This is a genomic window from Lampropedia puyangensis (genome assembly GCF_004833285.1).
Taxonomy (GTDB): Bacteria; Pseudomonadota; Gammaproteobacteria; order Burkholderiales; family Burkholderiaceae_C; genus Lampropedia; species Lampropedia puyangensis.
Genome location: NZ_STFG01000013.1, coordinates 81,452 through 105,189 on the forward strand (window position 1 = coordinate 81,452; position 23,738 = coordinate 105,189).

Below are 23,738 nucleotides of genomic sequence, written 5' to 3' on the forward strand. Positions count from 1 at the left end.
CAGATTAATGGGCATGGATAGGCATGGTGTACCTATGCGTTGAGCCCAACTTTGGTGTTGAGAAAACTGGCTGCAGTGTGGCATGTAGTTTGCATACAGTTTTATCTCCAATGTGTATGAGCTAATGCCATGCACATCTATCAATGTGCGCAAAATAGCTTGTTTGCGCTTTGGAGATTAAGGCATGCAAAGACGAACATTTCTATCATTGACGGCCCTGTCTTTTGCAGGGCCATGGGCTTATGCAGGCGAAGCCAATTGGCCAGATGCGCCTATTCGTTTAGTGGTCACGTTTCCGCCTGGGGGCTCCAGCGATGTGGCTGCGCGGTTGCTGGCTCCTCATGTGGCCACCATATTGGGGCAGTCCGTGGTCATTGATAACAAGCCCGGAGGTGCATCAGTCATTGGGGCTCGGCATGTCGCAGAAGCCAAAGCCGATGGCTACACCTTGCTCATGTCCAATTCTGCGCCGCTGAGTATTTCGCCCACCTTGATGCAAGCGCCTCCATATGATCCGGTCAAAAGCTTCTCCCATCTAGCCTATGTGGGCGCTGTACCGACTGTATTTGCCGTACACCCCTCGGTTCCTGTAGAGAATTTTGCGCAATTGCTCGATTGGTTGCGCTCGCAAAAAGGTCCAACACCATTTGGCAGTGGCGGATCGGCATCAGTAGCGCACATCGTGGGCGAACAATTTGCTAAGTCTACAGGCACCGATTTGCTGCATGTACCCTACAAAGGGGCGGGGCAAATGCGTTCAGATTTGCTGGGCGGGCAGATTTTGTTTGCGATTGACGCTTTGCCCCAAAATCTACCTTTGGCTAAGGATGGTCGCGTGCGGCTGCTGGCTGTCACTTCCAAAGACCGTGTAGCACAGGCCCCAGACTTGCCGACTGTGGTGGAATTGGGCTATCCACAGTTGGTGGCAGACAACTATGTTGGCGTGTCGGCCCCTGCAGGGTTGCCTGAGGCTATCGCCGTGCGTTTGCACCAAGCATTCACACAAGCCTTGGCCATACCAGAGGTGCAAGAGCAATTGCAGGCGCAAGGCTTTGTGCTGGAGGAGCAAACTCGGGCGCAGTTTGCTGAATTTGTGCGGCAACAATACGAAGCTTGGGCCCCCGTGGTGCGAGCCACAGGGGCAACGATTTAATAGTGAATGGGCAGGGTTGACGATGAAACAAGTAGTTGTTGGAGACATGTATGGCTGCTACGCAAGCTGAAGTGGTGTTGTTTGGCCCTCCAGGTCAAGGGGGCTTTAACGGCGCGGCCTTGGACGGTGTTGCGCGGGCTCAGGCATTAGGCCATGCAGCACAGGTTCACTGGGTGCAGGGCGATGCAGCAGCAAGAGCGGCTCAGTTACGCCAGATTGCCTTGGATGCGCATGGTGTAGTTGTTCTGCATGGGGGGCAAGGTGTTGCGCCGTTAACTGCGGTGTTGGCCGATGTGTCACATGTGCCATTTGCCATCACACAAGGCCATGTGCAAGCTCCCAATGTGGCCGGCTATGAAGTGCTGCAGGAACACAGTGCTTTTTTGGCTGGGGTTTTGGCTGCGCATACCACGCGTTCTGCAAAAGTAGCCCATCTTTCAGGCGAGAAAGTGCTTCCTGGCCTGAAAGGGCGTGCTGCATTTTTGCATGGCTACCAAACAGCAGGGGGGCGAGACTATGTAACGACCTTCACAGGGGATCAGCACGACGCAGCATTGACTGAACGGTATGCAGATGCCCTGTTTGCGAGTGGTGCCGATGTTGTGTTTGCCATGATTGATGGTGGACGTGCTGGCTTGGTGCGTGCATGTGCGCGATGGGGCGCTGCGCATATTGGCAACGTGTTTGACTGGGTGGAGCGCAGTCCTGGGCAGTTTCTCGCCTCAGCAGTGGCCGATTCTGGCCGTTTGGTGCAGCAAGCGATTGAAGATTATGCCAACGACAACTTGCCGCTAGGGCAGCAGGTCAGAGTGGGGTTAGAGCAGCCGCAATGGGTGCGGCTTGCGCTGGCAAGCTCAGTTGCTCCGCCTGCTCGCGAGGCCATAGACTACTGGCATGCGCAGATCACCTCAGGAGCGTTACAAGTGCAGACCGACTGGCAAGGCGACGAATTGCTGCTGGATTGACGGACAGAGAATTGGTAGACGCATTCTAAGTAGGGGCCAATTAACTTGCCGCAGGCAAAGCTGCTTGAATGCGCTGGGCATAGTCTAAAAGAGCCTGGGCCCCAGGCTCCTTGCGCGGCCAAGTCAAATGAATGCCATCATCAGCATGGCGCGGCACTACGTGCATGTGGAAGTGGAATACGGTTTGTCCGCCATCGTGGCCATTGGCTTGCAGAAGCGTCAAGCCAGAGGGGGCAAAAACTTGTTGCTGCGCGGTTGCGATCATTTGGCTTACCTGCATGACTCGTGCGCATTCTTGTGGCGTGAGTTCAAACAAGTCTTGTGCATGGCGCTTGCTGGCGACCAAAACATGCCCCGGTGTGACTTGGCCTAAATCCATAAAAGCCACAACCAGATCATCCTCGTACACTTTTGCAGAAGGGATCTCTCCAGCGACCAGTTTGCAGAAAATGCAAACGCCCGGTGGTGAGGTATCAACAAATGCGGGCATATCAACGCGTTCCTTATTCAGGGTGAAGATAAAGCATGCATTGTGCGCTAATGGCATTCGTGGGGGCTGATAAGGCCGTCACCTACTGGACTGGCATGCCCACAAGATCAACTATCAGACAGAGGGCTGCAAAGATGGGCGTTGCCCTAAACGGTCAAACAGCAGGTACACCACTGGCGTGGTAAAGAGGGTGAGCAATTGGCTCATGATCAAGCCGCCCACCATCACGATGCCAAGGGGTTGACGCAACTCGGCTCCAGAGCCACTGGCCAGCATCAAAGGAATAGCACCGAACAATGCGGCCAAGGTGGTCATCAAGATGGGGCGAAACCGCAATAGCGCTGCCCGGTGGATGGCTTGCTGTGGGGTTAAGCCCTGATGCCGCTGGGCCTGCAGCGCGAAGTCAACCATCATGATGCCGTTTTTCTTGACTAACCCAATCAGCAGCACGATGCCGATGACAGCAATCAAGTCCAATGGCCGTTGCGCAATGAATAAGGCCAACAGCGCACCCACAGTGGCAGAAGGCAGGGTCGAGAGAATGGTGATGGGGTGAATGGCACTTTCATAGAGCATTCCCAGCACCAGGTACATCACGACCACGGCAGCAAAAACCAGCCATAAGGTGTTGGCCAATGAGGCGCGAAATGCTTGTGTTGCGCCTTGCAACTGCAATTCAACGGAGGCGGGCATGGCCATGGTTACTGGAGCTTGTTCCAGTGCTGCGACGGCTTGGCCAAGTGAGTAGCCTGGCGCTAAATTGAATGACAGCGTTGCAGCAGGAAATTGCCCTTGTTGTTCAATAGTCAAGGGAGCTTTGCGCTGCTCCATACGCACAACGGATGCCAGTGGCACAGGTTGCGCAGTCCCATCGAGCCCGATGCTGGAGGCTACGTACAAGTTGCCGAGCACCTGCAGCACATCATTGGGGGCCCCTGCGGTTGCGGCATCGGTGTCAGCCTCTAACACGATGCGGTATTGGCTGGCATGGGTAAACAGGCTGCTGATCTGGCGCTGACCAAATGCATTTTGCAGTGCCGTTGCAATATCGCCTACTTGAACGCCTAAGCGCGCTGCGGCATCGCGGTCAATGTCTAGCCATGCTTGTTGACCGGCGCTTTGCAGGCTGCTGGCCACGTCACGAAAGGCAGGTTGTTCGCGCAAATAGGCCAGTAGGCGGTCATTCCATTCCTGTAACGTGGCCTGGTCTGGTGTACTGAGGCTCGCTTGGTATTGTGTGCCACTGATGCGGTCTTCCAGGCTCAACTCTTGCACAGGCTGAAACCATGCAGTGATCCCTTCAACCGCAGCGGCCTTGTCCCTCAGGCGTTCGATCACGTCATGGCTGCTGCTGCGGCTGCCATGGGCAGTTAGGTTCAGCAGCATACGGCCATTGCTGAGGCTGGCGTTGTTGCCGTCGACCCCGATATGAGAAGACAAGCTGGCGATATCGGTATCGTTTAACAACACATTTGCCAGCGCTTGCTGGCGCTGCGCCATGGCCGCAAAGGAGATGTTTTGCGGTGCCTCTGTCACGACTTGGATCACGCCACTGTCTTGCACGGGGAAGAAACCTTTGGGCACGGCCACATATAACGCTGCTGTAGCCACCAAGGTGGCCAGCATGGCGGCAATGGCCCATGGCTGGCGTGCCAGTACCCATTGCAATAAACGGTCGTAGCGGGCAATCGTGCCGTCTAGCCAATCGCCTTGCTGGTGCTGGTCATGCTGTACGCTGCTGGCAGGGGCTTTGAGCATGCGCGCAGCCATCATGGGGGTGAGCGTGAGCGAGACGACCAATGAGATACCAATGGCCACAGCAAGGGTTACGGCGAATTCATGAAACAACCGTCCAACCACATCGCCCATGAACAACAGGGGAATCAAGACGGCCACCAGTGACACCGTGAGTGAGACAAGCGTGAAGCCGATTTCCTGTGCGCCTTTGAGGGCGGCCTGTAGAGGCTGCTCACCCATTTCACGGTGGCGGGCAATGTTCTCCAGCATCACAATGGCGTCATCCACGACAAAACCTGTTGCAATGGTCAGTGCCATCAAACTGAGGTTGTTCAGAGAGTAGCCCAGCCAGGCCATGACGGCGAACGTTCCCACTAACGACAGCGGCACCGCAATGCTTGGAATAATGGTGGCTGATGGCGTGCGCAGAAATACAAAGGTGACCAGTACGACCAGCGCAATAGCGAACACCAATTCGATTTGTACGCCGCGAACCGATGCACGGATGCTCTCGGTACGGTCGGTCAGGACTTGTATCTCCACACTGGCGGGCATGGTGGCCGTCAATTCAGGCAGCATGGCTCGTACGCTATCGGCTACGGCAATCACATTCGCACCCGGTTGGCGCTGGACATTGATCAGCACAGCAGGCTGAACTTGGCAGGACGCACTGCTGTCTGAACTCGTTTTTGGTGTTTGTACGGGCAGTGTCTGCGGTTGGCCTTGGCCATCGCTGAGTTGAACTGGGCTAGCGACACATTTGCTGCCAGCCCAAGCAGCCAAGAACGGGTCTTCAGCGCCTTGTTCAATACTGGCCACCTCTTTGAGGCGCAGTGGCGCGCCATCGCGCCAAGCCACAATCAGTTGCTCATATTCCTGCACCGTGCGAATCTGGTCATTGGCATCAAGCATGGTTGAGCGGGTTGCACCGTCAAAGCTGCCTTTGGGCTGGTTGACGTTGGCCGCGACAATGGCTGTGCGCACTTCCTCCATGGTCAAACCATGGTTGGCCAATGCACCCGCATTGGCTTTGATGCGAATGGCAGGGCGTTGCCCGCCGGCCAGGCTGACCATCCCCACACCGGGCAGTCGGGCGATTTTTTGTGCCATACGGGTCTCAACCATGTCCACCACAGAAGGCAGAGGCAAGGTGTCAGAGCGGATGGCCAGCGTCAGAATGGGTGTATCGGCAGGGTTGACTTTGCGGTAAATAGGCGGTGCAGGCAAGTCGCTGGGCAAGTTGTTGGAGGCGGTGTTTATGGCTGCCTGCACTTCTTGCTCTGCCACGCCCATGTCAATGTCCAAGGCAAAGCGCAATGTCAGTACCGATGCCCCCGCAGAGCTGGTCGATGACATGTGTTGCAGGCCCGGGATTTGCCCGAGTGTGCGCTCTAGCGGGGCGGTGATGGTGCGGGCCGTGACATCAGGGCTGGCACCGGGATAGAACGTGTAGACCTGAATGACCGGGTAGTCCACCTGTGGTAATGCTGCAACCGGCAGTTGTCGCCAAGCCATCAGGCCCGCCATCAAAATAGCCAGCATCAGCAACGATGTGGCAACAGGGCGAAGGATGAACGGGCGCGAGAGATTCATGAGGGCTCAACTGGCAAGGGCAGTGAAAAGATGAGGCAATAGGCCTATGTGGTTGTGGCTGCGGTTAGCGGTTGGTAGAGAGTGCTGCGGGAGTAGATGCGGCTTCGGTCGCTGCATCAAGCGTCGAGCTCTGGCTCTCGTCAACCACGATGACTGACCGGCCTTCGCGTAATCGGTCCAAGCCTTCAAGCACCACGCTGGAGCTGCCCTCCAAGCCTTTGAGTACTACGGTGCGACCGCCGCTGCTTGGGCCAAGTTCAAGCACCCGTACATGGGATTTACCGTTATCGACGACATACACATAACTGCCTTGTGATCCATGCTGAATGGCATCTGAAGGTATGGTTGTTGCCTCGTTCAATGTGGACAGTGTGAGACGAATATTGACGAACTGATTGGGAAAGAGAACGTCATCGGTATTGCCAAATTGCGCCTTGATACGCAAGGTACCCGTGGTGATATCGATTTGGTTGTCGATTGAATCCAATGCGCCAGTCGCCAGCAATTGGCGGTTGTCGCGGTCCCAGGCCTGCACAGTAGCCCCTTCCTTTGGTCCGCGCTGTGCCGCGCGCACCGCCGCGACTTGCGATTCTGGAACGGTGAACAGCACATGAATCGGCTGGGTTTGCACAATCGTGAATAAACCATCGGCTTCGTTGGCGGCAATCAGGTTGCCTGCATCTACGCGGCGCATACCGACTTGTCCACTGATGGGAGCCGTGATGCGCGTGTAGGACAGCTGCAGCTGCGCTTCGTCGACTTGGGCTTGGTCGGCCAGTTGAGTGCCCTCCAGTTGCTGCACCAAGGCTTCTTGCCGCTCCAGTTGCAATCGCGCAATAGAGTCCTGTTCAAACAATTGGCGGTAGCGTGCCAGTTCGCTGCGGGCATTCTTCAGTTGGGCCTGGTTTTGCCGCTGTTGTCCACGAGCCTGTGCCAATGCGACTTCATAGGGCTTGGAATCAATTTCTGCCAGCAATTGGCCTGTTTTGATGGATTGACCTTCGGTGACATGGACTTTCAACAAGGTGCCGGCAACGCGGCTGCGCACTGTAACCGCGTTAAATGGGGTAACCGTGCCAATGGATTGGGCTTGCACCGTGAAATCGTGTCGTGTGACGGGAGCTACCCGCACTGCAACTGGCGCGGCCCATTGGTTGGGTCCTTTAGGGGGCTCTGGCTGGGTGTTGCGCAGCAAGAAAAACCACAACGCTGCCAGAAAGAGGCCAACCACCAGTAGCCAAGCAAGCAAGCGTGCGGTGCTGATCGACGTTGGCGTGGGCGGTGCTGCAGGGGCTGTTTCGGGCAAAGAGTGGTCAGGAGCGGCAGGCATACAAAGCAGTGGCAAGAATCAGTACACATTCGCTAATTTTGCTTTTATGCAAGTTCATAGCGGCAAGCAACACGTAGGTGTTGAGGTTGTGCTGAAACAGATGGGAGGGGGGCGTATTGGCTACTACGGCGAGCAGTACAACCAAGGTATTTTCAAACAGACCGGATGATAACGATTATCAATTTTCTTTGTCACGAGAAAGGCGATGAAACAAGGTATTTACCTTGGCTTTACATGATGGCATGGAGCACGCACACTGGCGTTGCAGCGCTGTCAGGGAGGCGTATTCAAAAAATAAAGGGCACACATGAGCAAGAAAGACACAGCACATGCGAGGCAAGCAAAGTTAGCGGTGACGCAAAACGTTCAGGCTTTGCTCGCTTTTTTGCGGCAGTACCCGCCGTTTGATGCGATGGCACAAAGCCATGTTCTGGAGTTACTGCATAGCAGTCGTTTGGTATTTTTTGCACAGGGGCAGATAGTACTGGGCCCTGATGATGGCCCCGTCGCACATTGTTATGTACTGAGGCAAGGCGCGATCGTTGGCAAGCGGGAGCCTCGGCCAGAAATGCCAGAGGCAGACGATGTGGCTGTTCACATACACCCCGGTGATGGCTTCCCGTATGGTGCGCTTCTGGCTGAGCGCGCCTCGCGCAGAACCTACACGGCGCAACAAGACAGCTTTTGTCTCCAATTGCCGCAGGCAGATTTCGCCAGATTGCTGGAGCGCTCGGTAGCGTTTCGGCAGTTTGCCTTACAAGGGCTCAGCGGGCTACTTGGGCGAATCGGCTTGCAGATGCAAGCGCAGGCGGCCCAAAGTTTCAGCGGCGCTTCGCTGTTGGCAACGCCTTTGGCGCAACTGCTTGGGCCACACCCCGTTGCATGCGCCGCGCAGACAACGGTGCGTGATGCCGTGGCTTGTATGGAGGAATGCCACAGCACCAGCATCGGTGTGGTGGATGCCCAATCCCATTTGCTGGGCATTTTCACTTTGCGCGATTTACGAGCCCTAGTGGCTGAGCCTGGCGCCGATTTGGCAATTCCTATTGCCGATGTAATGGCCGCTGACCCGAAAGCGTTGGCGAGCAGTGCAACCGCATTTGATGCGACCATCCTCATGACGCAGCACCACTTTGGGCATGTGTGCGTATTGGATGAGCATGGCCGATTTAAAGGGGTGGTCTCTGAACGCGATTTACTGGCATTGCAGCGTGTGGATGTGGTGCAGTTGGCACGTTTGATTCGTAGAGCCTCTTCGGTCGAGGATCTGGCCTTGGTACGGGGCAGTATCACCAAACTCGTCGCTGATATGCTTGCACAAGGGGGCAGCGCTGAACAGGTGTTGCGGCTGGTGACGCAGCTCAACGACCATACGGTTGAACGCGTGATTGAGTTGATGCTTCACAAATATGGCGACCCAGGCATTGAGTTTGGTTGGATTGCCTTTGGCAGTGAAGCGCGCGGCGAGCAAACCTTGCTGACTGACCAAGATAACGGGCTGATTTTTCAGGCACAAGATCAAGCCCAGGCGCGCGTCTTTCAAGCACGGTTGCTGCCTCTGGCGCAGGCGATTAATCAAGGTCTGGACGCCTGTGGCTTAGCTTGGTGCAAAGGCAATGTCATGGCCAGCAATCCTGACCTGTGTTTGGCAGACTTTCAATGGGCGAGTTTCATGGCACGCATGATGCGCAGCGGTAGTCCGCAAGACTTATTGCATGCGGTGATTTTTTTGGATGCACGATTGGTGTGGGGCGCTGATGCGGGCTTTTCTCAGATGCGCAGGCAAACCATTGAAATTTTGCAGCACGATAGTGCATTTCAGCGCCTGATGGCCGATTTGGCACTTCAGCGTGAACCCGCAGGAACCAGCCAATGGAGCCAGTGGACGCACAAACTGGCGCATGCGCTGGGCAAGTCAGAAGCACGCCTGGACCTCAAGACGCAGGCGTTGGCCTTGTTTGTGGATGCCATTCGTATACTGGCTTTGGCGCATGGCATTGACGTGGCCAGCACGGTGCTGCGCTTGCGGCGATTGGTAGAAATTGGTGTGCTGGAGCCGCAGCGGGCGCAGGCCTACGAACATGCCTTCAGCTATTTGCAGCAATTGCGCTTGGCTCACCACCAAGCGCAGTTACAAGAAGGTATACCTCTGGATAATGCATTGCCTTTGAGCAGTCTCAACACTTTGGATCAGCGAGTGCTGCGCGGCGTCTTGCTAGAGGCTGAGCGCCTTCAGCAGCATTTGCGTGTGCGCTACCAGTTGTGAGATGACCATCCTAAGGATTACCCATGTGGGCACGTTTTCAACAATGGTTTAAACCACAAGCGGGTTTAGCGCGTGCGGCAAATCAGGCTCAACCGGCACTGGCTCAGGCGCAGCAGCACCGTATCGATGAGCGCATGCAGGCGTGGCTAAGTCGCATGCAAACCGCAACGCTTGTTTCAGAAGACGAATCACGTCTTTCAACACAAACCGTGGTCGTGGTGGATGTGGAGTCCACAGGCTTGAATCATGAAAAAGATGCCATTCTCTCGATTGGTGGCGTGCGAATCGTGCGCCAGGGAATTGATTTAGGCTGCAGCTTTGAGCGCGTCATGAATGTGCAGATTCCATTGACGGGCGTAAGCCAACTCTTTCATGGGCTGACGCAGCAAGACTTGGCCGCAGGCGATGACCCGCGGTTGGTGCTGATGGACTTGCTGGAATGGGGGCAGGGGGCTGTATGGCTGGCTTGGCATGCTTGGTTTGACCAAGCTTTGCTCCATAAAGCTTTGACGTTGTGGTTTGACGCACCGCGGCTCAAAACTGAAGATTGGGCCAAACGCTTGCCCGTGTATGACTTGGCGCATGCGATGCCTGCATTGTTTCCTCAGTACCAAAGTGCGGGCGCTGATTTAGATGCATGGTTGCAGCGGTTGGGATTGACCCACTCACAACGACACAACGCTGTGGCCGATGCGATGGCTACAGCAGAGCTGGCTTTAATCGCCATGCATCAGGCACAGCGGCAAGGCATCGAGACGTGGACGCAATGGCATGCCATGGCAGCAAAATACCAGAAAGCCAAAGTGCCTATAGGTCTGTAAGAACGTGTTTTGAGTGCGCGTGGCGTTGGGGTAGACGGTGCTGGCTTACTGGTTGGCAATGTGGCCATCAGCAGAGATGCTGGCCGCGCCGCTGGCAACCAGTTGCAGGGTCAATTGGTCGAGCCAATCGGTCATGGGCATGGTGCTTTGGCCCATCAGGTGGCGCAAGCGCTCTAGATAAGGGGTGACCAGCCCCCATTGGTGTAAGGCTTGGCGTGAAATGTGCTGCCACTCCAACAGCTTGAATTTGACCAGCACTTTAGCTGCATAGTGTGCATGTTTGACGGGGTGATTGGCAAACTGCTCTAGGCGAGAACGTGCTGCTTTGAGGGCTGCAGCTGTGTCGTCAAAAGGCTTGCCATGACCAGGAATAATGTGCCGCGGTTTGAGTTGCTCGATGGTGTCCAACGTTTTGGCCATTACGTCGAAGGCCTCAATGCCTTCAATTTCAGGGAAAATCACGCCAAAGCCGTTTTCCCACAAGGCATCTGCAGAGATCAGCGTAGCTGACTGCGGCTCAAACAAAATGACCATGTCAGGGTCATGGCCAGCTGCGCCATGCACTTGCCAGTGTGCATCCCCCAATGGACGGACATCGCCAATGCGCAGCGCTCCTGTAGCTTCAAATCGTGGGCATTGCTGGCCAGTAGCATGAAAACTGAGTTTGTCTTCATCCCACGCTTGTACCAGTGGCAAGCACCCGTTGGGTACCCATGTTTGCAGCGTTGCCCAGTGCTGCTGCAAAGCGGCATTGCCGCCACAATGGTCGCTGTGCAGATGGGTATTGATGACGTGCTGTAAGGGGGCGCCTGCCAATGCGTGCGCAACCAAATCAACCGTTTGTTGCGCGTGGGTGGCGTAGCCCGTGTCTACCAAAGCATTGCCATAGCGGCCTTGCAATAAAACGCAGTTAGAGGATAGCCATCCCCTCTCAAACACAGTCAGGTTCGCTTGCATAGCGGGCTCCAGGGTGAATGTGATGTGCCCAAGGCGGTGTTATGGTTTTAATGCTTGTACAGCCAAACTAGGACGCATTTGCTTGGCGATGAATGGTCTCTAGCGCTTGGGCCAGGTCTGCTTGCAAGTCATCTGGATTTTCGAGGCCAATGCAAAGCCGCAGCAGACGTTTTGAAGGCGCACTTTCCATGCTGACGGCCAAATCACGGTCTCCGCGCAAATCATAGGCCATCACCAGACTGACCGGGCCGCCCCAGCTGTAGCCGATTTTGAACCATTGCAAGGCTTCGCAAAAGGCATCGACTTGCGCGTCGCTCCAACTGGCATGCGGAAAAAATGAGACAAGGCCTGCTGCCTGGCTGTGCGGCTTGTGGCCACACAAACGTTGCCAATACACATGGCCAGGGCTGCAGGGCAGAGCAGGGTGGCGCACTTGTGCCACTGCAGGGTGTTGCGCCAGGAAACGTGCCAACTGCTGCGCACTGCGGTCTTGCGCGGTGTAGCGCAGTTCAATGCTGGGCAGCGCACGCAAAATAGCTTCTACGTCATTCATCCCAACGCCAAAGCCCAGTTGCATGTGGCAGCGTTTGAGTGTTTTGTGCAGTTCGGGATTTTGGGTGCATACGCTGCCCATCAGGACGTCGCCTCCTCCACTAGGGTATTTGGTCAGTGCGTGAACGCTGATATCCAATTGCAGCGCGCATCCATCTTGGTCGCGCAAGTCAAATGGAGAAAATGCCAATCCAGCCCCCCAAGTATTGTCAAGTGCACAAGGCACCTTGGCTTGATTACAAACACGAATCAAACCTTGCAGATCAGGGAACTCTAGTGTCACAGACCCTGCTGCTTCAAGCCATACGAGCTGGGTATTGGGCGTGAGTTTTTGTGCTAAATCTTGTGCATCCAAGGGGTCATAAACCGCATGCTCTATGCCATAGGACTGTAAAAAATGCTCGGCAAAGTACTTGTTAGGGCCATACACGTTGTCTGGTAGCAATACTCGTCCGCCCGGTTTGAGTAGCGCCAAGTTCACCATATTCAGGGCAGCCAGCCCACTAGGCGCCAGAATGCAATGCTTGGCCCCTTCTAGGGCCGCCAATCGCTCTTCTAAAACAAAGCTGGTTGGTGTGCCATGCAGACCATAGGTATAGGTGGTTTTAAAGGCCCAGTCCCGTTGGCGTACTGCTTCCATGGAGGGGAAAAAGATGGTCGAGCCTTTAGCCACTGGCGTTGCTGGCGACGCAAACCCTTCTGGCGGGGTATAGGGGTGATGGATCAACTGGGTTGATGGGGAGCGGCTGGGGCGCAGTGGTTTTGAAGATTCATCCATGGCAGGAGGCTAAAGATAGGAATACACTGATTGGCACGCCGGTTCAGCGTTGCCTGCAGGCTAACACCATAGCAAATTGCGAGGGCGCTGCAACGGGAGTTGTTCAATTAAATCGGGTGTATGCGGACAAGATGCCTGTGAAGGCTACCCGATGAGTACAACATGTTTACTTTCAACATAAGGAATCGCGTATGAGCAAGACAATTGCAGTGATCGTGGGGAGTTTGAGTGTGAAATCCATCAACCGCCGCTTCGCGCAAGCCTTGATTAAGCTAGCGCCTGCCGATGTTGCGTTTGAGTTTGTAGAGATCGGCGACTTGCCGCTGTACAACTACGATGACGACGCCAACCAGGCCGCATCAGTCAAACGTGTCAAGGCACAAATTCAAGCAGCGGATGGTGTGTTGGTGGTTACGCCAGAGTACAACCGCTCCATTCCTGCTGCATTGAAAAACGTTATTGACCACGCCTCTCGCCCTTACGGTGACAACACTTGGAACAACAAGGTTGGCGCCATTATCGGCACATCGCCTGGTGGTGTGGCCACTGCACTGGCTCAAAACCATTTGCGTGCTATTTTGTCTGCACAAGGAACGATCTTGATGCAAGGTCCTGATGCGTTTGTTCAGTTCACAGAAGGGCTCGTGACCGAACAGGGCACGATTGGCGAGAAAAGCCATGCGTATTTGCAAGGCTGGCTCAATAAATTTTTGGCGTGGGTGGAGACTAACGCCGCGAAAGCATGACCAGCGTGCGTCATCGGTTCTGGCGAACGGACGTTCAGTTCTGATGCATGAAAAGCCGCGCCATCCAATAAGGATGGCGCGGCTTTTAGTAGATATGCTGAAGCTCGATGCTTACTGTTCGGCTTGCAACATTTGTTGAAGGCTGTCGCGTTGGCGAATGACCCGGGCATTAGTGCCGTCCACAAGGATTTCTGCCGCCCTTGGACGCGTGTTGTAGTTGCTGGCCATGCTCATAGAGTAAGCGCCAGCTGAGTAGACGGCCAATAAATCACCTTGTTGCACATGGAGATGGCGATCTCGCCCTAGCCAGTCACCGCTTTCACAGACGGGGCCCACTACATCGTAGAGCGGGGCCGTATCAGGGTTGTGCGTGGCTGTTTCCTGGACTCCGGTGATGGTGTGGTAGGCCTGGTACATGGCCGGGCGTGGCAGGTCGTTCATGGCTGCATCCACAATGCAGAAGTGCTTTTCTTCGCCGGGCTTTAAATACAACACTTCCGTCAAGCAAATCCCCGCGTTGCCCACGAGCGAGCGACCTGGTTCAATCATAAAGTGGCGCTGCCCGTATCCACGAGCATCTGCACGGGCAAACATCTTGGCCCACAAATCGCTTGCCACTGGTGGCTTCTCGTTTTGGTATTGAATGCCTAAACCGCCGCCGCAATCAATGTGCGACAAAGCAATACCACAAGCTTCAACGGCTTCGACCAAATCGAGCAGGCGATCCAGAGCATCAAGGTAAGGCGCTTCAGTGGTAATTTGTGAGCCGATATGGCAATCAATGCCTTTGACCTCAATATGAGGCAATGCTGCAGCATGTTTGAACACTGTGAGCGCACGTTCATGCGCGATGCCGAATTTATTGCTCTTGAGCCCGGTCGAAATATAAGGATGGGTTTGTGCATCGACATCGGGATTGACGCGCAGGCTGATCGGGGCGCGCACGTTGAGTCCTTGGGCTACGCTGTTGAGCACCTCCAGCTCGGCCTCACTTTCAATGTTGAAGCAGCCAATGCGCTTTTGCAGAGCCAACTGCATTTCTTGGCGCGTTTTTCCTACGCCTGAAAATACGATGGTTTCAGGCGCCGCACCTGCTACCAATGCGCGCTCTAGTTCCCCTGCGGACACGATGTCAAAACCACATCCATGTTGAGCAAAAAAACGCAAAATCGACAAGTTCGAATTGGCCTTGACCGCATAGTGGATCGAGACATGACGGCCTTTGAATCCGTCTTGGTATGCCGTCAATGCGGCAGCCAATGCGGCTTGCGAATACACAAACAGTGGGGTGCCATGCTCTTTGGCCAGAGCGTCTACGCTGACATGTTCAGCATGCAATTGCCCATTTTTAAAGTGAAAAAATGGAGAGCCAGGAAGAGCGGATTGCGAAGACATGGATAGGAATGGAATGAGAGGGGACGGAGAGAATAGATACTGATGGACGACGCGCTCGTCCAGACGGGCTCAATAAAGGCAGCAGAGCTGCTTGAATTCATTTGGTCGCCAAGACTTCAACACATGAAGTGCATGGAGTGACGTAGTATGGCTTGTTGCTCGGAATCTGCCAACAGACAGGCTTTAAGGACAATAAAGCCGGCAGAGCAATGCTTATTGCGCTGCCCCAGTGTTGGTCGTCAAAACTCCATTTTCATTGGCAGAGGCATCAGGAGCGGGGACATTAGGATTTTGCTCGTTGGGCAAATACAGTGGCCCGGTTTGGCCGCAGCCTGCCAAGGCTGATGCGACTAAAACAGCGAGCCCAATAGGTTTTGCTGCGCGGATTACAATTTTGACAGTTTTGAGCATGATGGAATTGTAATGACAGACTTGGAATACGCCGACCACGCTGATGCTTTGTTACTGCAAATTGAGCAGGCATGTGATCGAATCACTGAAGAAACCGATGTGGATCTGGACGCCCAACGCGTGGGCGGTATGGTGACCATTATTTTCCCCAATCGCACGCAGATTGTGGTGAACCAGCAAAAACCTCTGCATGAAATATGGCTGGCCGCAAAGGCCGGTGGCTTTCATTTCAAATTTGATGGGCAAGTGTGGCAAGACACTAAGGGCGAAGGGGAGTTTATTTCCATGCTCAATCAGTTCGCCTCAGAGCAAGCTGGTGAAGCATTGAGTTTCTCTTGACCCACCAGGGGTGACTGCACAGCATTCAACTTCGAACTGCGTTCTCCTGCTTACTTGCGTTCGGTGTCTGATGTGATGTGTGGCGTGGCGCGTTTCACGGGGGTAACACTCACCGCGCTCGATGCAGCAGGTTTGGGTGTCACCTCAACTGGTTTTTCTGGTGGATTGGGCTTCACATGAGGGGGGCGGTCAGGCCTGTGTGGTGGCCTAGGGCGCACTTCTGGTGGTGCAGATGGGGTGTGGGGCAGTAGCGAAGTTGGGTTACCTGTGCTAGGCCGTGCAAGTTGGCCTTGTTGCGGATAAACCGGCGGCACAACCACAATAGTGGTGGTAGGGCGCGTATTTCGATCGCGTTGCAGGTTGGCGTAATCTTGTGGGCTTAAGCATGCGCGATCAGCCGCATCCTGTGCTTCGTACTGGCGATTGAGGTCGTTGCTACTGAAGCTTCCATTGATTGTCCGAACTCGATCGAGCTGTCGCATGGCTTCGCGACATGCTGCCGTTTCAGCGTAGTTGAAGGCCTGAGCGCGCGAGGCTGCTTCGGCGGCTGCGCTCGCTTTGGCGGACGCTTCTAGCGCATCGGTTTCTGCCTTGAGTCTGCGTTCTTCTTGCCATTGGAGGCGCTGTTGGGCTTGGAGTTGCCGAGCATCTTCTGCGCGCTGTTTGTCTGCAGCCACTTCTTCGGGTGATTTGGCCGCCTCAATCTCCACGGCCTGGAACCCAGCAGGGCATGCGGCATCGGTGTAGACCGTTGCGCCATCCGTGTTCGTACAGCGATGGACTTGCGCGTTGGCTTGCGTAAAGGGTAAACATAGTGCAAGCACAGCGCCCGTGATCAGAATTTGATGGACTAAGGGACGTCGTGCGCTGGGTAAGAGCCGCATTGCGGAATGCATGGTGGCACCTTTCTGGTTTATTGCGCAGGAAGAGGTCCCGTGCGAATAGTCACCCCTGTTGAGCTAGGGCCACTTGGCGTAAGCCATGGGCGATTGTTGCCATTGGGCTGTTGCGTTGATGGTGCGCTCTGAAATGGTCGGTCTAGCCGAGGTGGTTGGGGCTGCTGCGGCCGCACAGGTGGGCGACGCCCATGGTGCCCCTGCGATCCGTCGCTGTATTGCGGTGGGCGCGGAGCATAGTTAGCGGGCGGTCTTGGAAGATAGCCTGGCGAGTAATGCGGGCGCGGCCCGGCTGGGTACACTGGGTAGTCTGGGCCGTAATAAGCAGGCTGGCGCGGATAGTACACATCGTTTTGGTAGTAATACACCGTTGCAGGCGCTGATGGTACATAGACCGTGCCGCTTTGCACGCTAGGGTAGGCGCCATAGTTGGGGTATCCGTAACTGGCGTCGCCGTAATAGCCAGTGTCATACACCGCGCAACCGCTAGCCAGCAAAGCACCACCACCAGCCAAAAGCCAGCAGGCGAGACGGGGAGCAATGCGAGTCATAAAAAATCCTTGTCAATGATTGCTGGACGTATGGAGAAAGGTGAATGTGTCTACCTATCACACTCAACAGAATTGGCTGATTTTGCGCAAGGCTTTTCAAGCAGGCAAGAGTGGCAATCAACGTACAGCATGGGCCAATGTTGTGCAATACCTTGCATGTTGCCGCGCCCTTGAATGGGGCTGCGTCTTGGTGTTGCTATCGTCAAGTCTGCATTGAAATGAACGATTGCGATGGCCATTGGGTTGACTGCAGCAGTGTTCATTAAGCGCCGATCCCGCAGTTTTGCTGATTACCAATCAAATTTGGTGAGTGCAACGCGAAGCGACTGATACCTTGACGTTATCGCGATTCGACGTGATGTGCTTGCCTTTGCTTGCGAACCATATTGGTGCATTTAAATATGCACTATTTCTGTGCGCATTCAGTTTTGGTGCATTTATGTGGCGACTACGCTTTGAAGCAAATAGCGCAGACTGCCTCGCTTATGATGTGCGCAACTTGTGCGACTGCATTTCATAGGCGCATTGTGCGAATGAAAAAGTGTGGCACATGTTTTGCTTAAAACTCAAGGTACGAATAACCTCACACTAACCCTTAGCAGGAGTGCCCAATGGCAAAGACCGTAGATGACGTGATGGCCCTTATCAAAGAAAACGAAGTCAAATTTGTTGACTTCCGTTTCACCGATACACGCGGCAAGGAGCAACACGTCACTGTTCCAATTTCAGCTTTTGATGAAGACAAGTTTCAAAGCGGCCAAGCGTTCGATGGTTCTTCCATTGCCGGTTGGAAAGGAATTGAAGCATCCGACATGCTGCTGATTCCTGATCCTGATACAGCCAATATCGATCCTTTCTTTCAAGAGCCAACTCTGCTCTTGACTTGTGATGTGGTTGATCCAGCTGACGGGACAAACTATGAGCGCGATCCTCGCTCCATTGCTCGTCGTGCAGAAGCTTATTTGAAGGCCTCTGGCTTGGGCGATACAGCTTACTTCGGTCCTGAACCAGAATTCTTCATCTTTGATGGCGTGCGCTGGGAAAACTCCATGGGCAAGACCTTCTTTGAAGTGGAAGAGTATGAAGCACCTTGGAATTCTGGTGCCAAACTTGAAGGCGGCAACCGCGGCCATCGCCCCACTGTCAAAGGCGGCTATTTCCCAGTTCCTCCAGTGGACAGCACGCAAGACATGCGCGCTGAAATGTCTTTGGTGCTTGAATCCTTGGGCATCCCTGTTGAAGTGTTCCACCACGAAGTGGCAGGAGCAGGTCAAAACGAAATCGGTACACAGTTCAGCACCTTGGTCAAACGTGCCGACTGGACTCAGACCTTGAAGTATGTGGTGCAAAACGTAGCCAATATGTATGGCAAAACAGCCACGTTCATGCCTAAACCACTGGTCGGTGACAATGGCTCCGGTATGCACGTGCACCAATCTGTCTGGAAAGATGGGAAAAACCTGTTTGCTGGCGACGGCTATGCGGGCCTGTCTGAGTTTGCGCTGTACTACATTGGCGGCATCATCAAGCATGCTCGCGCGTTGAATGCGATCACAAACCCAGGCACTAACAGCTACAAGCGTTTGGTTCCAGGTTTCGAAGCACCAGTGAAATTGGCTTACTCAGCGAAAAACCGCTCTGCATCGATTCGTGTGCCGTTTGTTTCCAATCCGAAAGCACGTCGCATTGAAGCGCGCTTTCCTGATCCACTGATGAACCCATACTTGGGCTTCTCAGCACTGCTGATGGCTGGTTTGGATGGCGTGGAAAACAAAATCCACCCAGGTGAAGCTGCAACGAAGGATCTCTACCATCTGCCTCCAGAGGAAGACGCATTGATCCCAACCGTTTGCCACAGCTTGGATCAAGCACTTGAAGCTTTGGATGCAGATCGTGCATTCTTGACCAAAGGTGGCGTGTTCACTGATTCCATGCTGGATGCATACATTGAACTGAAGATGGGTGAAGTCACTCGCTTCCGCCAAGCTGTGCATCCTATCGAATACGAGATGTATTACTCACTGTAATCAGCATCGTATCGATAAAAAAGCCACCCTTTGGGGTGGCTTTTTGTATAGAGCGCAACTGCGCGTGCGCTTTCGTACTGCATCGCGTGTCAACCATGTTCAATACTTGATGGTGTCACTGTATGAGAGGGGGCGATAGCGAAGCATTGTGTGCACTGTCGTTTAGAATTTTCCGCGAGCGATCAGTTTTCGTCTTGTTCCGGCCATATAAGACGTTGCGGCAACCATTAAAAATTTCTTGCGCAGTGTTGAACCAACGCAAGACAATCCAATCAGCCTGTGCATGTTGTTGGAGTGGTTGCTTACTTCGCTCGGGGGGGGGGGCGGTCTGCGTTCTATGCGATGCAATGTTTATTGCAATCAAAAAGTGAGTTGTTTGCAGTGCGGCTTTATTAGCCTGTTGGAAAGGTGTTTACCCATGAAAAAAATCAGTCTTGGTATTCTTTTCTTGGCCACATGGTGTGCCTCTGTTGGCCATGCGCAAGAGAAGGTGTACCGATGCGGCAATGAGTACACCAATGCGACTGGTGCGGCCAAGCGGCAGGGCTGCCGCGCAGTTGAGGGTGGGAATGTCACGGTCATCCAAGGCTCCTCTCCTGCACCAGTCTCGCGTGCGCCAGCCAATAGTACGGCACCGAAGCAAGCCTCCTCGGCAACGGCAGCGCCACGTGTAGCCAATACAGCACAACGTGACCGTGATGCTGATGCGCGTACGATTCTTGAGGCCGAGCTGCGTAAATCGCAGGAGCGATTAACGGCTTTGCAGGAAGAATACAACGGGGGCACTCCAGTCAGAACAGCGTTGGAGCTGCGTAACCCACAAGGGTATGCGGAACGTACGGCGGAAATCAAAGCGAATATGGAGCGCGCCGAGGCCGACATTGAAGGAATTCAGCGCGAAATCAATCGCCTTCGATGAAAGACGCAATGGAGGGCATTGCATTGCGCTAATGAATGGCTATTGAGTACTTCTGGATTGAACCCGCAGTGATGGCTGCGGGTTTTTTTATACCTGTGCACGAAGATTGCTAGTTAGGATGCTTTGGCTCAAAGCGCATGGTCAGTGCGAACTACTTTTCAAGCGTTTTGCACTTAATCTGGAACGATTCCGGCAACGAGACTACCAAATCGGCGGTAGTTAAACGTTTTTCAATCGAATGCCGCTAGTGGTTTTTAACAGCAGTTGGAATGCACGACATGATGCAAAGCAGTATGCAATCGGACTTTGATTTACTGGCGACCTTGGTGGTTACCTTGGACAGCAACCAGCGTGTGACAAGCGCTAATGCTGCATTAGAAGGGTTGCTGGGCTTGTCCCGGCGCAAACTGTTTGGTTTGCCGTTCGGGCATTTCATGCAAGACAGCGATGCACTGGATTTGGCCTTTGCAAAGGGCCTCAAAACACCAGAACAGTCCATTTTCCGCTTCGAAGCGACTTTGCAAGGCTTGGGACATGAAGAAGTGATCGTGCAAGTGCAGGCCAACTTGACCAAGATTGACCAAGATGGCCAGTGGTTACTGGAGATGTGGCCCCAGAGTGAGCAGGCCAAATACCACCAGGACGCACAACTGCAGGAATTGGCCGAAACCAACAAAATGCTGCTGCGAAATTTGGCGCATGAAGTCAAAAATCCACTCGGTGGTATTCGGGGGGCCGCCCAGTTGCTCGGCATGGAGATCATGGAGCCTGAGCTGCATGAGTACACACAGGTGATCATGCATGAGGCCGACCGACTGCAGGCGTTGGTTGATCGGTTGCTGGAGCCGCATCGGCATCCGCAAAGTGTTGAGCCCGTCAATATCCATGAGGTCTGTGAGCATGTGCGCTCCCTAGTATTGATGGAGTATCCAAAAGGGCTGACGATTGAGCAGAACTACGATATCTCATTGCCAGATCTGTTGGGTGACAGAAATCAGCTAATTCAGGCATTGCTTAATATTGTGCAAAACGCCGCATTGGTGTTGCGGCCGCAAATTGCCCAAGGTAGGGCGCGAATTGAACTGCGCACCCGCGTTGCTAGGCAGGTACATATTGGGAAAAAGTTACACAAGCTGGCACTGGAATTGCATGTGATTGACAACGGACCAGGGGTGGCTCCAGAAATTCGAGAAAGAATTTTTCACCCTCTTGTGACTGGGCGAGATGATGGGACCGGCTTAGGTTTGAGTTTGGCGCAAACGTTTGTACAGCGACACCATGGAATGATTGAGTGTGAAAGTACTCCTGGTAAAACAAGCTTTGTGATCACCATCCCTTTGCCATAACTATTCTCAAATACATTTGATTTAAAGGAACACGCGTATGGATCCGGTCTGGATCGTTGATGATGACCCCTCGATTCGCTTCGTGCTGGAAAAAGCGCTGGCGCGTGAAAATTTGGCAACGCGCAGCTTTACACAAGCCGCTGAAGTAACGGAAGCCTTGGCAGAAGCTGTGAGCGATGGGCAGGCATTGCCTAGAGTGCTGGTGAGTGACATCCGCATGCCAGGCGGATCGGGTTTGCAGCTTCTTGAAAAACTGCATGCGGAGTACCCGCAATTGGCCATCATCATCATGACGGCCTATTCCGATCTCGACAGTGCCGTTTCTGCATTTCAGCGCGGAGCTTTCGAGTATTTGCCAAAACCCTTTGATGTGACTAAGGCGATTGAGTTGATTCGCCGTGCATTGCAAGAAAGCGAAGGGGAAAAAACGCCTGCCAATGGAGAGGGGGAGTTGGCCGCGCCAGAGATTTTGGGCCAAGCTCCTGCCATGCAAGATGTTTTCCGCATGATTGGGCGTTTGAGTCAAAGCTTGGTCACCGTTTTGGTAACAGGCGAATCTGGTACTGGCAAAGAGCTGGTGGCACGTGCTTTGCACAAGCATTCACCAGCAGCACAAGGGCCTTTTGTGGCCATCAATACCGCAGCGATTCCTCAAGAGCTGCTGGAATCCGAGTTGTTCGGCCATGAGCGCGGCTCTTTCACGGGCGCGCAAACTCAGCGTCGTGGTCGTTTTGAGCAAGCCGATGGAGGCACGCTGTTTCTTGATGAAATTGGCGATATGCCCTTTGACCTCCAAACCCGTTTGCTGCGGGTGTTGTCTGAAGGTCAGTTTTATCGCGTTGGTGGTCACAGCTCTGTCAAAGTCAAGGTACGGGTAATCGCGGCTACCCACCAGAATTTGGAAGAACGCGTTGCGAAAGGCTTGTTCCGTGAAGACTTGTTCCATCGCTTGAATGTGATTCGAGTGCGGTTGCCCGCGTTGCGTGAGCGTTCAGAAGATATTGCCGTATTGACCAAGTATTTTTTGAAAAATAGTGCGCAGCAACTGGGGGTCGAACCCAAGCGCATTTCCAACGATGCATTGGCAATATTGAGCCAATTTCCTTTTCCCGGCAACGTACGGCAATTGGAAAACACCTGCCATTGGTTGACTGTGATGGCGCCTTCGCAGCTCATTTCCAGTCATGACCTGCCACCTGAAATCTTGGAGAAAGTTGCTGCAGCACATGCGCCAGGCCATGCAGCGCATGTCGGCCTTCCGCATGCAATACAAGACACCGCTGCTGCGCAACTTGATGCCGAGCCTTCTGCGTTATCCAGTGCGGCAAGCGGTATGGGGGGCGGTTTTCTAAGCAATAGCCATGCATCGCCAGCTGCGCCAGCAATGGCTTTTCCTGATGTTGCACGCGTGCATATGGCAGATGCAGGACAAGAGGACTGGACTGTTGGTCTGGTCAAAGAGGCTCAAAAACTTCTGGAAACCCAGTCTGGTGCCGTATGGGATGTTCTGAGTCAAAAATTTGAAAGTCACTTGATTCGCGCTGCGTTGGCCAACACAGCCGGCCGTCGGATTGAAGCAGCGCAGCGGCTGGGTATTGGACGCAATACGATCACCCGGAAAATTCAAGAATTGCATCTTGATGATGGAGCTCGCTCGGGCAGTGAGCACGACACCGTCTAACAACAAGCAGTTTGCTACGCTATTCATAACCGCGCTGAGCATAGGCTGGCGCGGTTTTTCTTACGCTGATTTTTTTGTGTGCCCGAAATCCGTAAGGCTACTGTATTGCGGTTAATCTGTGCGGTAAGGCGTTCCTGCTTACCGTGGGCCGTTGAATGCTTTCTTGATTGACCGATTACGTGGTGATAACGATGTCTTTTCCGATTCAAAAAACTGATGCGCAATGGCAAGAAGTACTGAGCCAAAAAGAGGGGGCTGAACCCTTGGCTTACCAAGTCACCCGGCATGCAGCCACAGAGAGACCCTTCACAGGAAAGTACGAGCAGTTCTGGCAAAAGGGGCAATACAACTGCATCGCCTGTGATGCCCCCTTGTTTGATTCATCGACCAAATTTGATGCCGGCTGTGGTTGGCCTAGTTTTGATGAAGCGTTGCCAGGCGCCATTGAAGAACGAGCCGACCATAGCCTAGGCAGAACGCGCACTGAGATTTTGTGCGCGCAATGCGGCGCACACTTGGGCCATGTGTTTCCAGATGGGCCTACTGAAACAGGCTTGCGCTATTGCATGAACTCCGCCGCGATGGATTTTGAGTCTGACCAATAAGCTATATCGACGCCTGCTGTTCACGATTCACCGATTTACAGATTCATCCAAACACTAACGTCCATCGATGGTGGTTGGACTGTTGTTCCTGCTTTTAGAACGTTTAGAGTGGCGGCCTCGTAAAATCGGCGCTTATTTTTGTTTTTACTGCCGCGCCATTGTGCTGCGCGAGCACCAGTT

21 protein-coding genes are annotated in these 23,738 nt (G+C 53.9%); 12 read left to right on the forward strand and 9 right to left on the reverse strand.

Features of this window, described 5'->3' with window-relative positions; genetic code table 11:
- Positions 1–184 precede the first annotated feature (184 nt).
- The gene (locus E9531_RS11995) at positions 185–1,153 is read left to right on the forward strand and encodes a Bug family tripartite tricarboxylate transporter substrate binding protein (protein ID WP_136574002.1); all 969 of its coding nucleotides are present in this window, start codon (positions 185–187) and stop codon (positions 1,151–1,153) included.
- A gap of 50 nt (positions 1,154–1,203) precedes the next feature.
- Complete coding sequence (locus E9531_RS12000) at positions 1,204–2,118, forward strand: BMP family ABC transporter substrate-binding protein (protein ID WP_136574003.1); 915 nt, start codon at positions 1,204–1,206, stop codon at positions 2,116–2,118.
- A gap of 40 nt (positions 2,119–2,158) precedes the next feature.
- Here the strand turns inward: E9531_RS12000 and E9531_RS12005 are convergent, their stop codons facing one another.
- From E9531_RS12005 to E9531_RS12015, 3 genes are all read right to left on the reverse strand, one after another.
- A complete protein-coding gene (locus tag E9531_RS12005) occupies positions 2,159–2,608 on the reverse strand; it encodes an HIT family protein (protein ID WP_136574004.1) in 450 nt (149 codons plus the stop codon).
- A 114-nt stretch (positions 2,609–2,722) separates the two neighbouring features.
- Positions 2,723–5,938, reverse strand: a complete 3,216-nt coding sequence (locus E9531_RS12010; RefSeq protein WP_136574005.1) for an efflux RND transporter permease subunit — start codon at positions 5,936–5,938, stop codon at positions 2,723–2,725.
- Positions 5,939–6,002: 64 nt separating this feature from the next.
- Positions 6,003–7,268: an efflux RND transporter periplasmic adaptor subunit gene (locus E9531_RS12015; RefSeq protein WP_136574006.1), complete on the reverse strand. Its 1,266-nt coding sequence runs from the start codon at positions 7,266–7,268 to the stop codon at positions 6,003–6,005.
- A gap of 46 nt (positions 7,269–7,314) precedes the next feature.
- Here E9531_RS12015 and E9531_RS17930 point away from each other — a divergent pair, with 46 nt between their 5' ends.
- From E9531_RS17930 to E9531_RS12025, 3 genes are all read left to right on the forward strand, one after another.
- Positions 7,315–7,437 (forward strand): hypothetical protein, encoded by a 123-nt coding sequence (locus tag E9531_RS17930; RefSeq protein WP_280177196.1) that lies wholly within the window; start codon positions 7,315–7,317, stop codon positions 7,435–7,437.
- Positions 7,438–7,575: 138 nt separating this feature from the next.
- Positions 7,576–9,534, forward strand: coding sequence for a DUF294 nucleotidyltransferase-like domain-containing protein (locus tag E9531_RS12020; RefSeq protein WP_136574007.1), 1,959 nt, complete (start codon positions 7,576–7,578; stop codon positions 9,532–9,534).
- A 23-nt stretch (positions 9,535–9,557) separates the two neighbouring features.
- Positions 9,558–10,355: a 3'-5' exonuclease gene (locus E9531_RS12025; protein WP_136574008.1), complete on the forward strand. Its 798-nt coding sequence runs from the start codon at positions 9,558–9,560 to the stop codon at positions 10,353–10,355.
- A gap of 45 nt (positions 10,356–10,400) precedes the next feature.
- Here E9531_RS12025 and E9531_RS12030 read toward each other — a convergent pair whose 3' ends face one another.
- Both E9531_RS12030 and E9531_RS12035 read right to left on the reverse strand, forming a co-directional pair.
- Positions 10,401–11,312 (reverse strand): MBL fold metallo-hydrolase, encoded by a 912-nt coding sequence (locus tag E9531_RS12030; protein ID WP_136574009.1) that lies wholly within the window; start codon positions 11,310–11,312, stop codon positions 10,401–10,403.
- A gap of 67 nt (positions 11,313–11,379) precedes the next feature.
- Positions 11,380–12,642, reverse strand: a complete 1,263-nt coding sequence (locus tag E9531_RS12035) for a PLP-dependent transferase (protein ID WP_136574010.1) — start codon at positions 12,640–12,642, stop codon at positions 11,380–11,382.
- 191 nt (positions 12,643–12,833) lie between these two features.
- Between E9531_RS12035 and E9531_RS12040 the strand changes: the two genes are divergently transcribed.
- Positions 12,834–13,388: an NADPH-dependent FMN reductase gene (locus E9531_RS12040; protein ID WP_136574011.1), complete on the forward strand. Its 555-nt coding sequence runs from the start codon at positions 12,834–12,836 to the stop codon at positions 13,386–13,388.
- Between the two features lie 111 nt (positions 13,389–13,499).
- On the opposite strand, the gene lysA is transcribed toward E9531_RS12040, so the two are convergent.
- Together lysA and lptM are read right to left on the reverse strand one after the other, a co-directional pair.
- Positions 13,500–14,783 carry a diaminopimelate decarboxylase gene (gene lysA, locus E9531_RS12045; protein ID WP_136574012.1) on the reverse strand — a complete coding sequence of 428 codons (1,284 nt, stop codon included), beginning with the start codon at positions 14,781–14,783 and terminating at the stop codon, positions 13,500–13,502.
- Between the two features lie 213 nt (positions 14,784–14,996).
- Entirely contained in the window at positions 14,997–15,194 is a 198-nt protein-coding gene (lptM, locus tag E9531_RS12050) for an LPS translocon maturation chaperone LptM (RefSeq protein ID WP_136574013.1), read from the reverse strand.
- A 12-nt stretch (positions 15,195–15,206) separates the two neighbouring features.
- Here lptM and cyaY point away from each other — a divergent pair, with 12 nt between their 5' ends.
- Positions 15,207–15,533, forward strand: coding sequence for an iron donor protein CyaY (cyaY, locus tag E9531_RS12055; protein WP_136574014.1), 327 nt, complete (start codon positions 15,207–15,209; stop codon positions 15,531–15,533).
- A gap of 50 nt (positions 15,534–15,583) precedes the next feature.
- Here cyaY and E9531_RS12060 read toward each other — a convergent pair whose 3' ends face one another.
- Positions 15,584–16,429, reverse strand: a complete 846-nt coding sequence (locus E9531_RS12060) for a DUF4124 domain-containing protein (protein WP_136574015.1) — start codon at positions 16,427–16,429, stop codon at positions 15,584–15,586.
- A 17-nt stretch (positions 16,430–16,446) separates the two neighbouring features.
- Positions 16,447–16,980 carry a hypothetical protein gene (locus E9531_RS12065; protein ID WP_136574016.1) on the reverse strand — a complete coding sequence of 178 codons (534 nt, stop codon included), beginning with the start codon at positions 16,978–16,980 and terminating at the stop codon, positions 16,447–16,449.
- A 611-nt stretch (positions 16,981–17,591) separates the two neighbouring features.
- Here E9531_RS12065 and glnA point away from each other — a divergent pair.
- From glnA to msrB, 5 genes are all read left to right on the forward strand, one after another.
- On the forward strand, positions 17,592–19,007 hold the full coding sequence (glnA, locus tag E9531_RS12070; RefSeq protein ID WP_136574017.1) for a type I glutamate--ammonia ligase: 1,416 nt from the start codon (positions 17,592–17,594) through the stop codon (positions 19,005–19,007).
- A gap of 418 nt (positions 19,008–19,425) precedes the next feature.
- On the forward strand, positions 19,426–19,926 hold the full coding sequence (locus E9531_RS12075; RefSeq protein WP_136574018.1) for a hypothetical protein: 501 nt from the start codon (positions 19,426–19,428) through the stop codon (positions 19,924–19,926).
- Positions 19,927–20,204: 278 nt separating this feature from the next.
- Positions 20,205–21,272, forward strand: a complete 1,068-nt coding sequence (glnL, locus tag E9531_RS12080) for a nitrogen regulation protein NR(II) (protein WP_244610094.1) — start codon at positions 20,205–20,207, stop codon at positions 21,270–21,272.
- A gap of 37 nt (positions 21,273–21,309) precedes the next feature.
- The gene (ntrC, locus tag E9531_RS12085; protein ID WP_136574020.1) at positions 21,310–22,953 is read left to right on the forward strand and encodes a nitrogen regulation protein NR(I); all 1,644 of its coding nucleotides are present in this window, start codon (positions 21,310–21,312) and stop codon (positions 22,951–22,953) included.
- 191 nt (positions 22,954–23,144) lie between these two features.
- Positions 23,145–23,558, forward strand: a complete 414-nt coding sequence (msrB, locus tag E9531_RS12090) for a peptide-methionine (R)-S-oxide reductase MsrB (RefSeq protein ID WP_136574021.1) — start codon at positions 23,145–23,147, stop codon at positions 23,556–23,558.
- Positions 23,559–23,738: the final 180 nt, after the last annotated feature.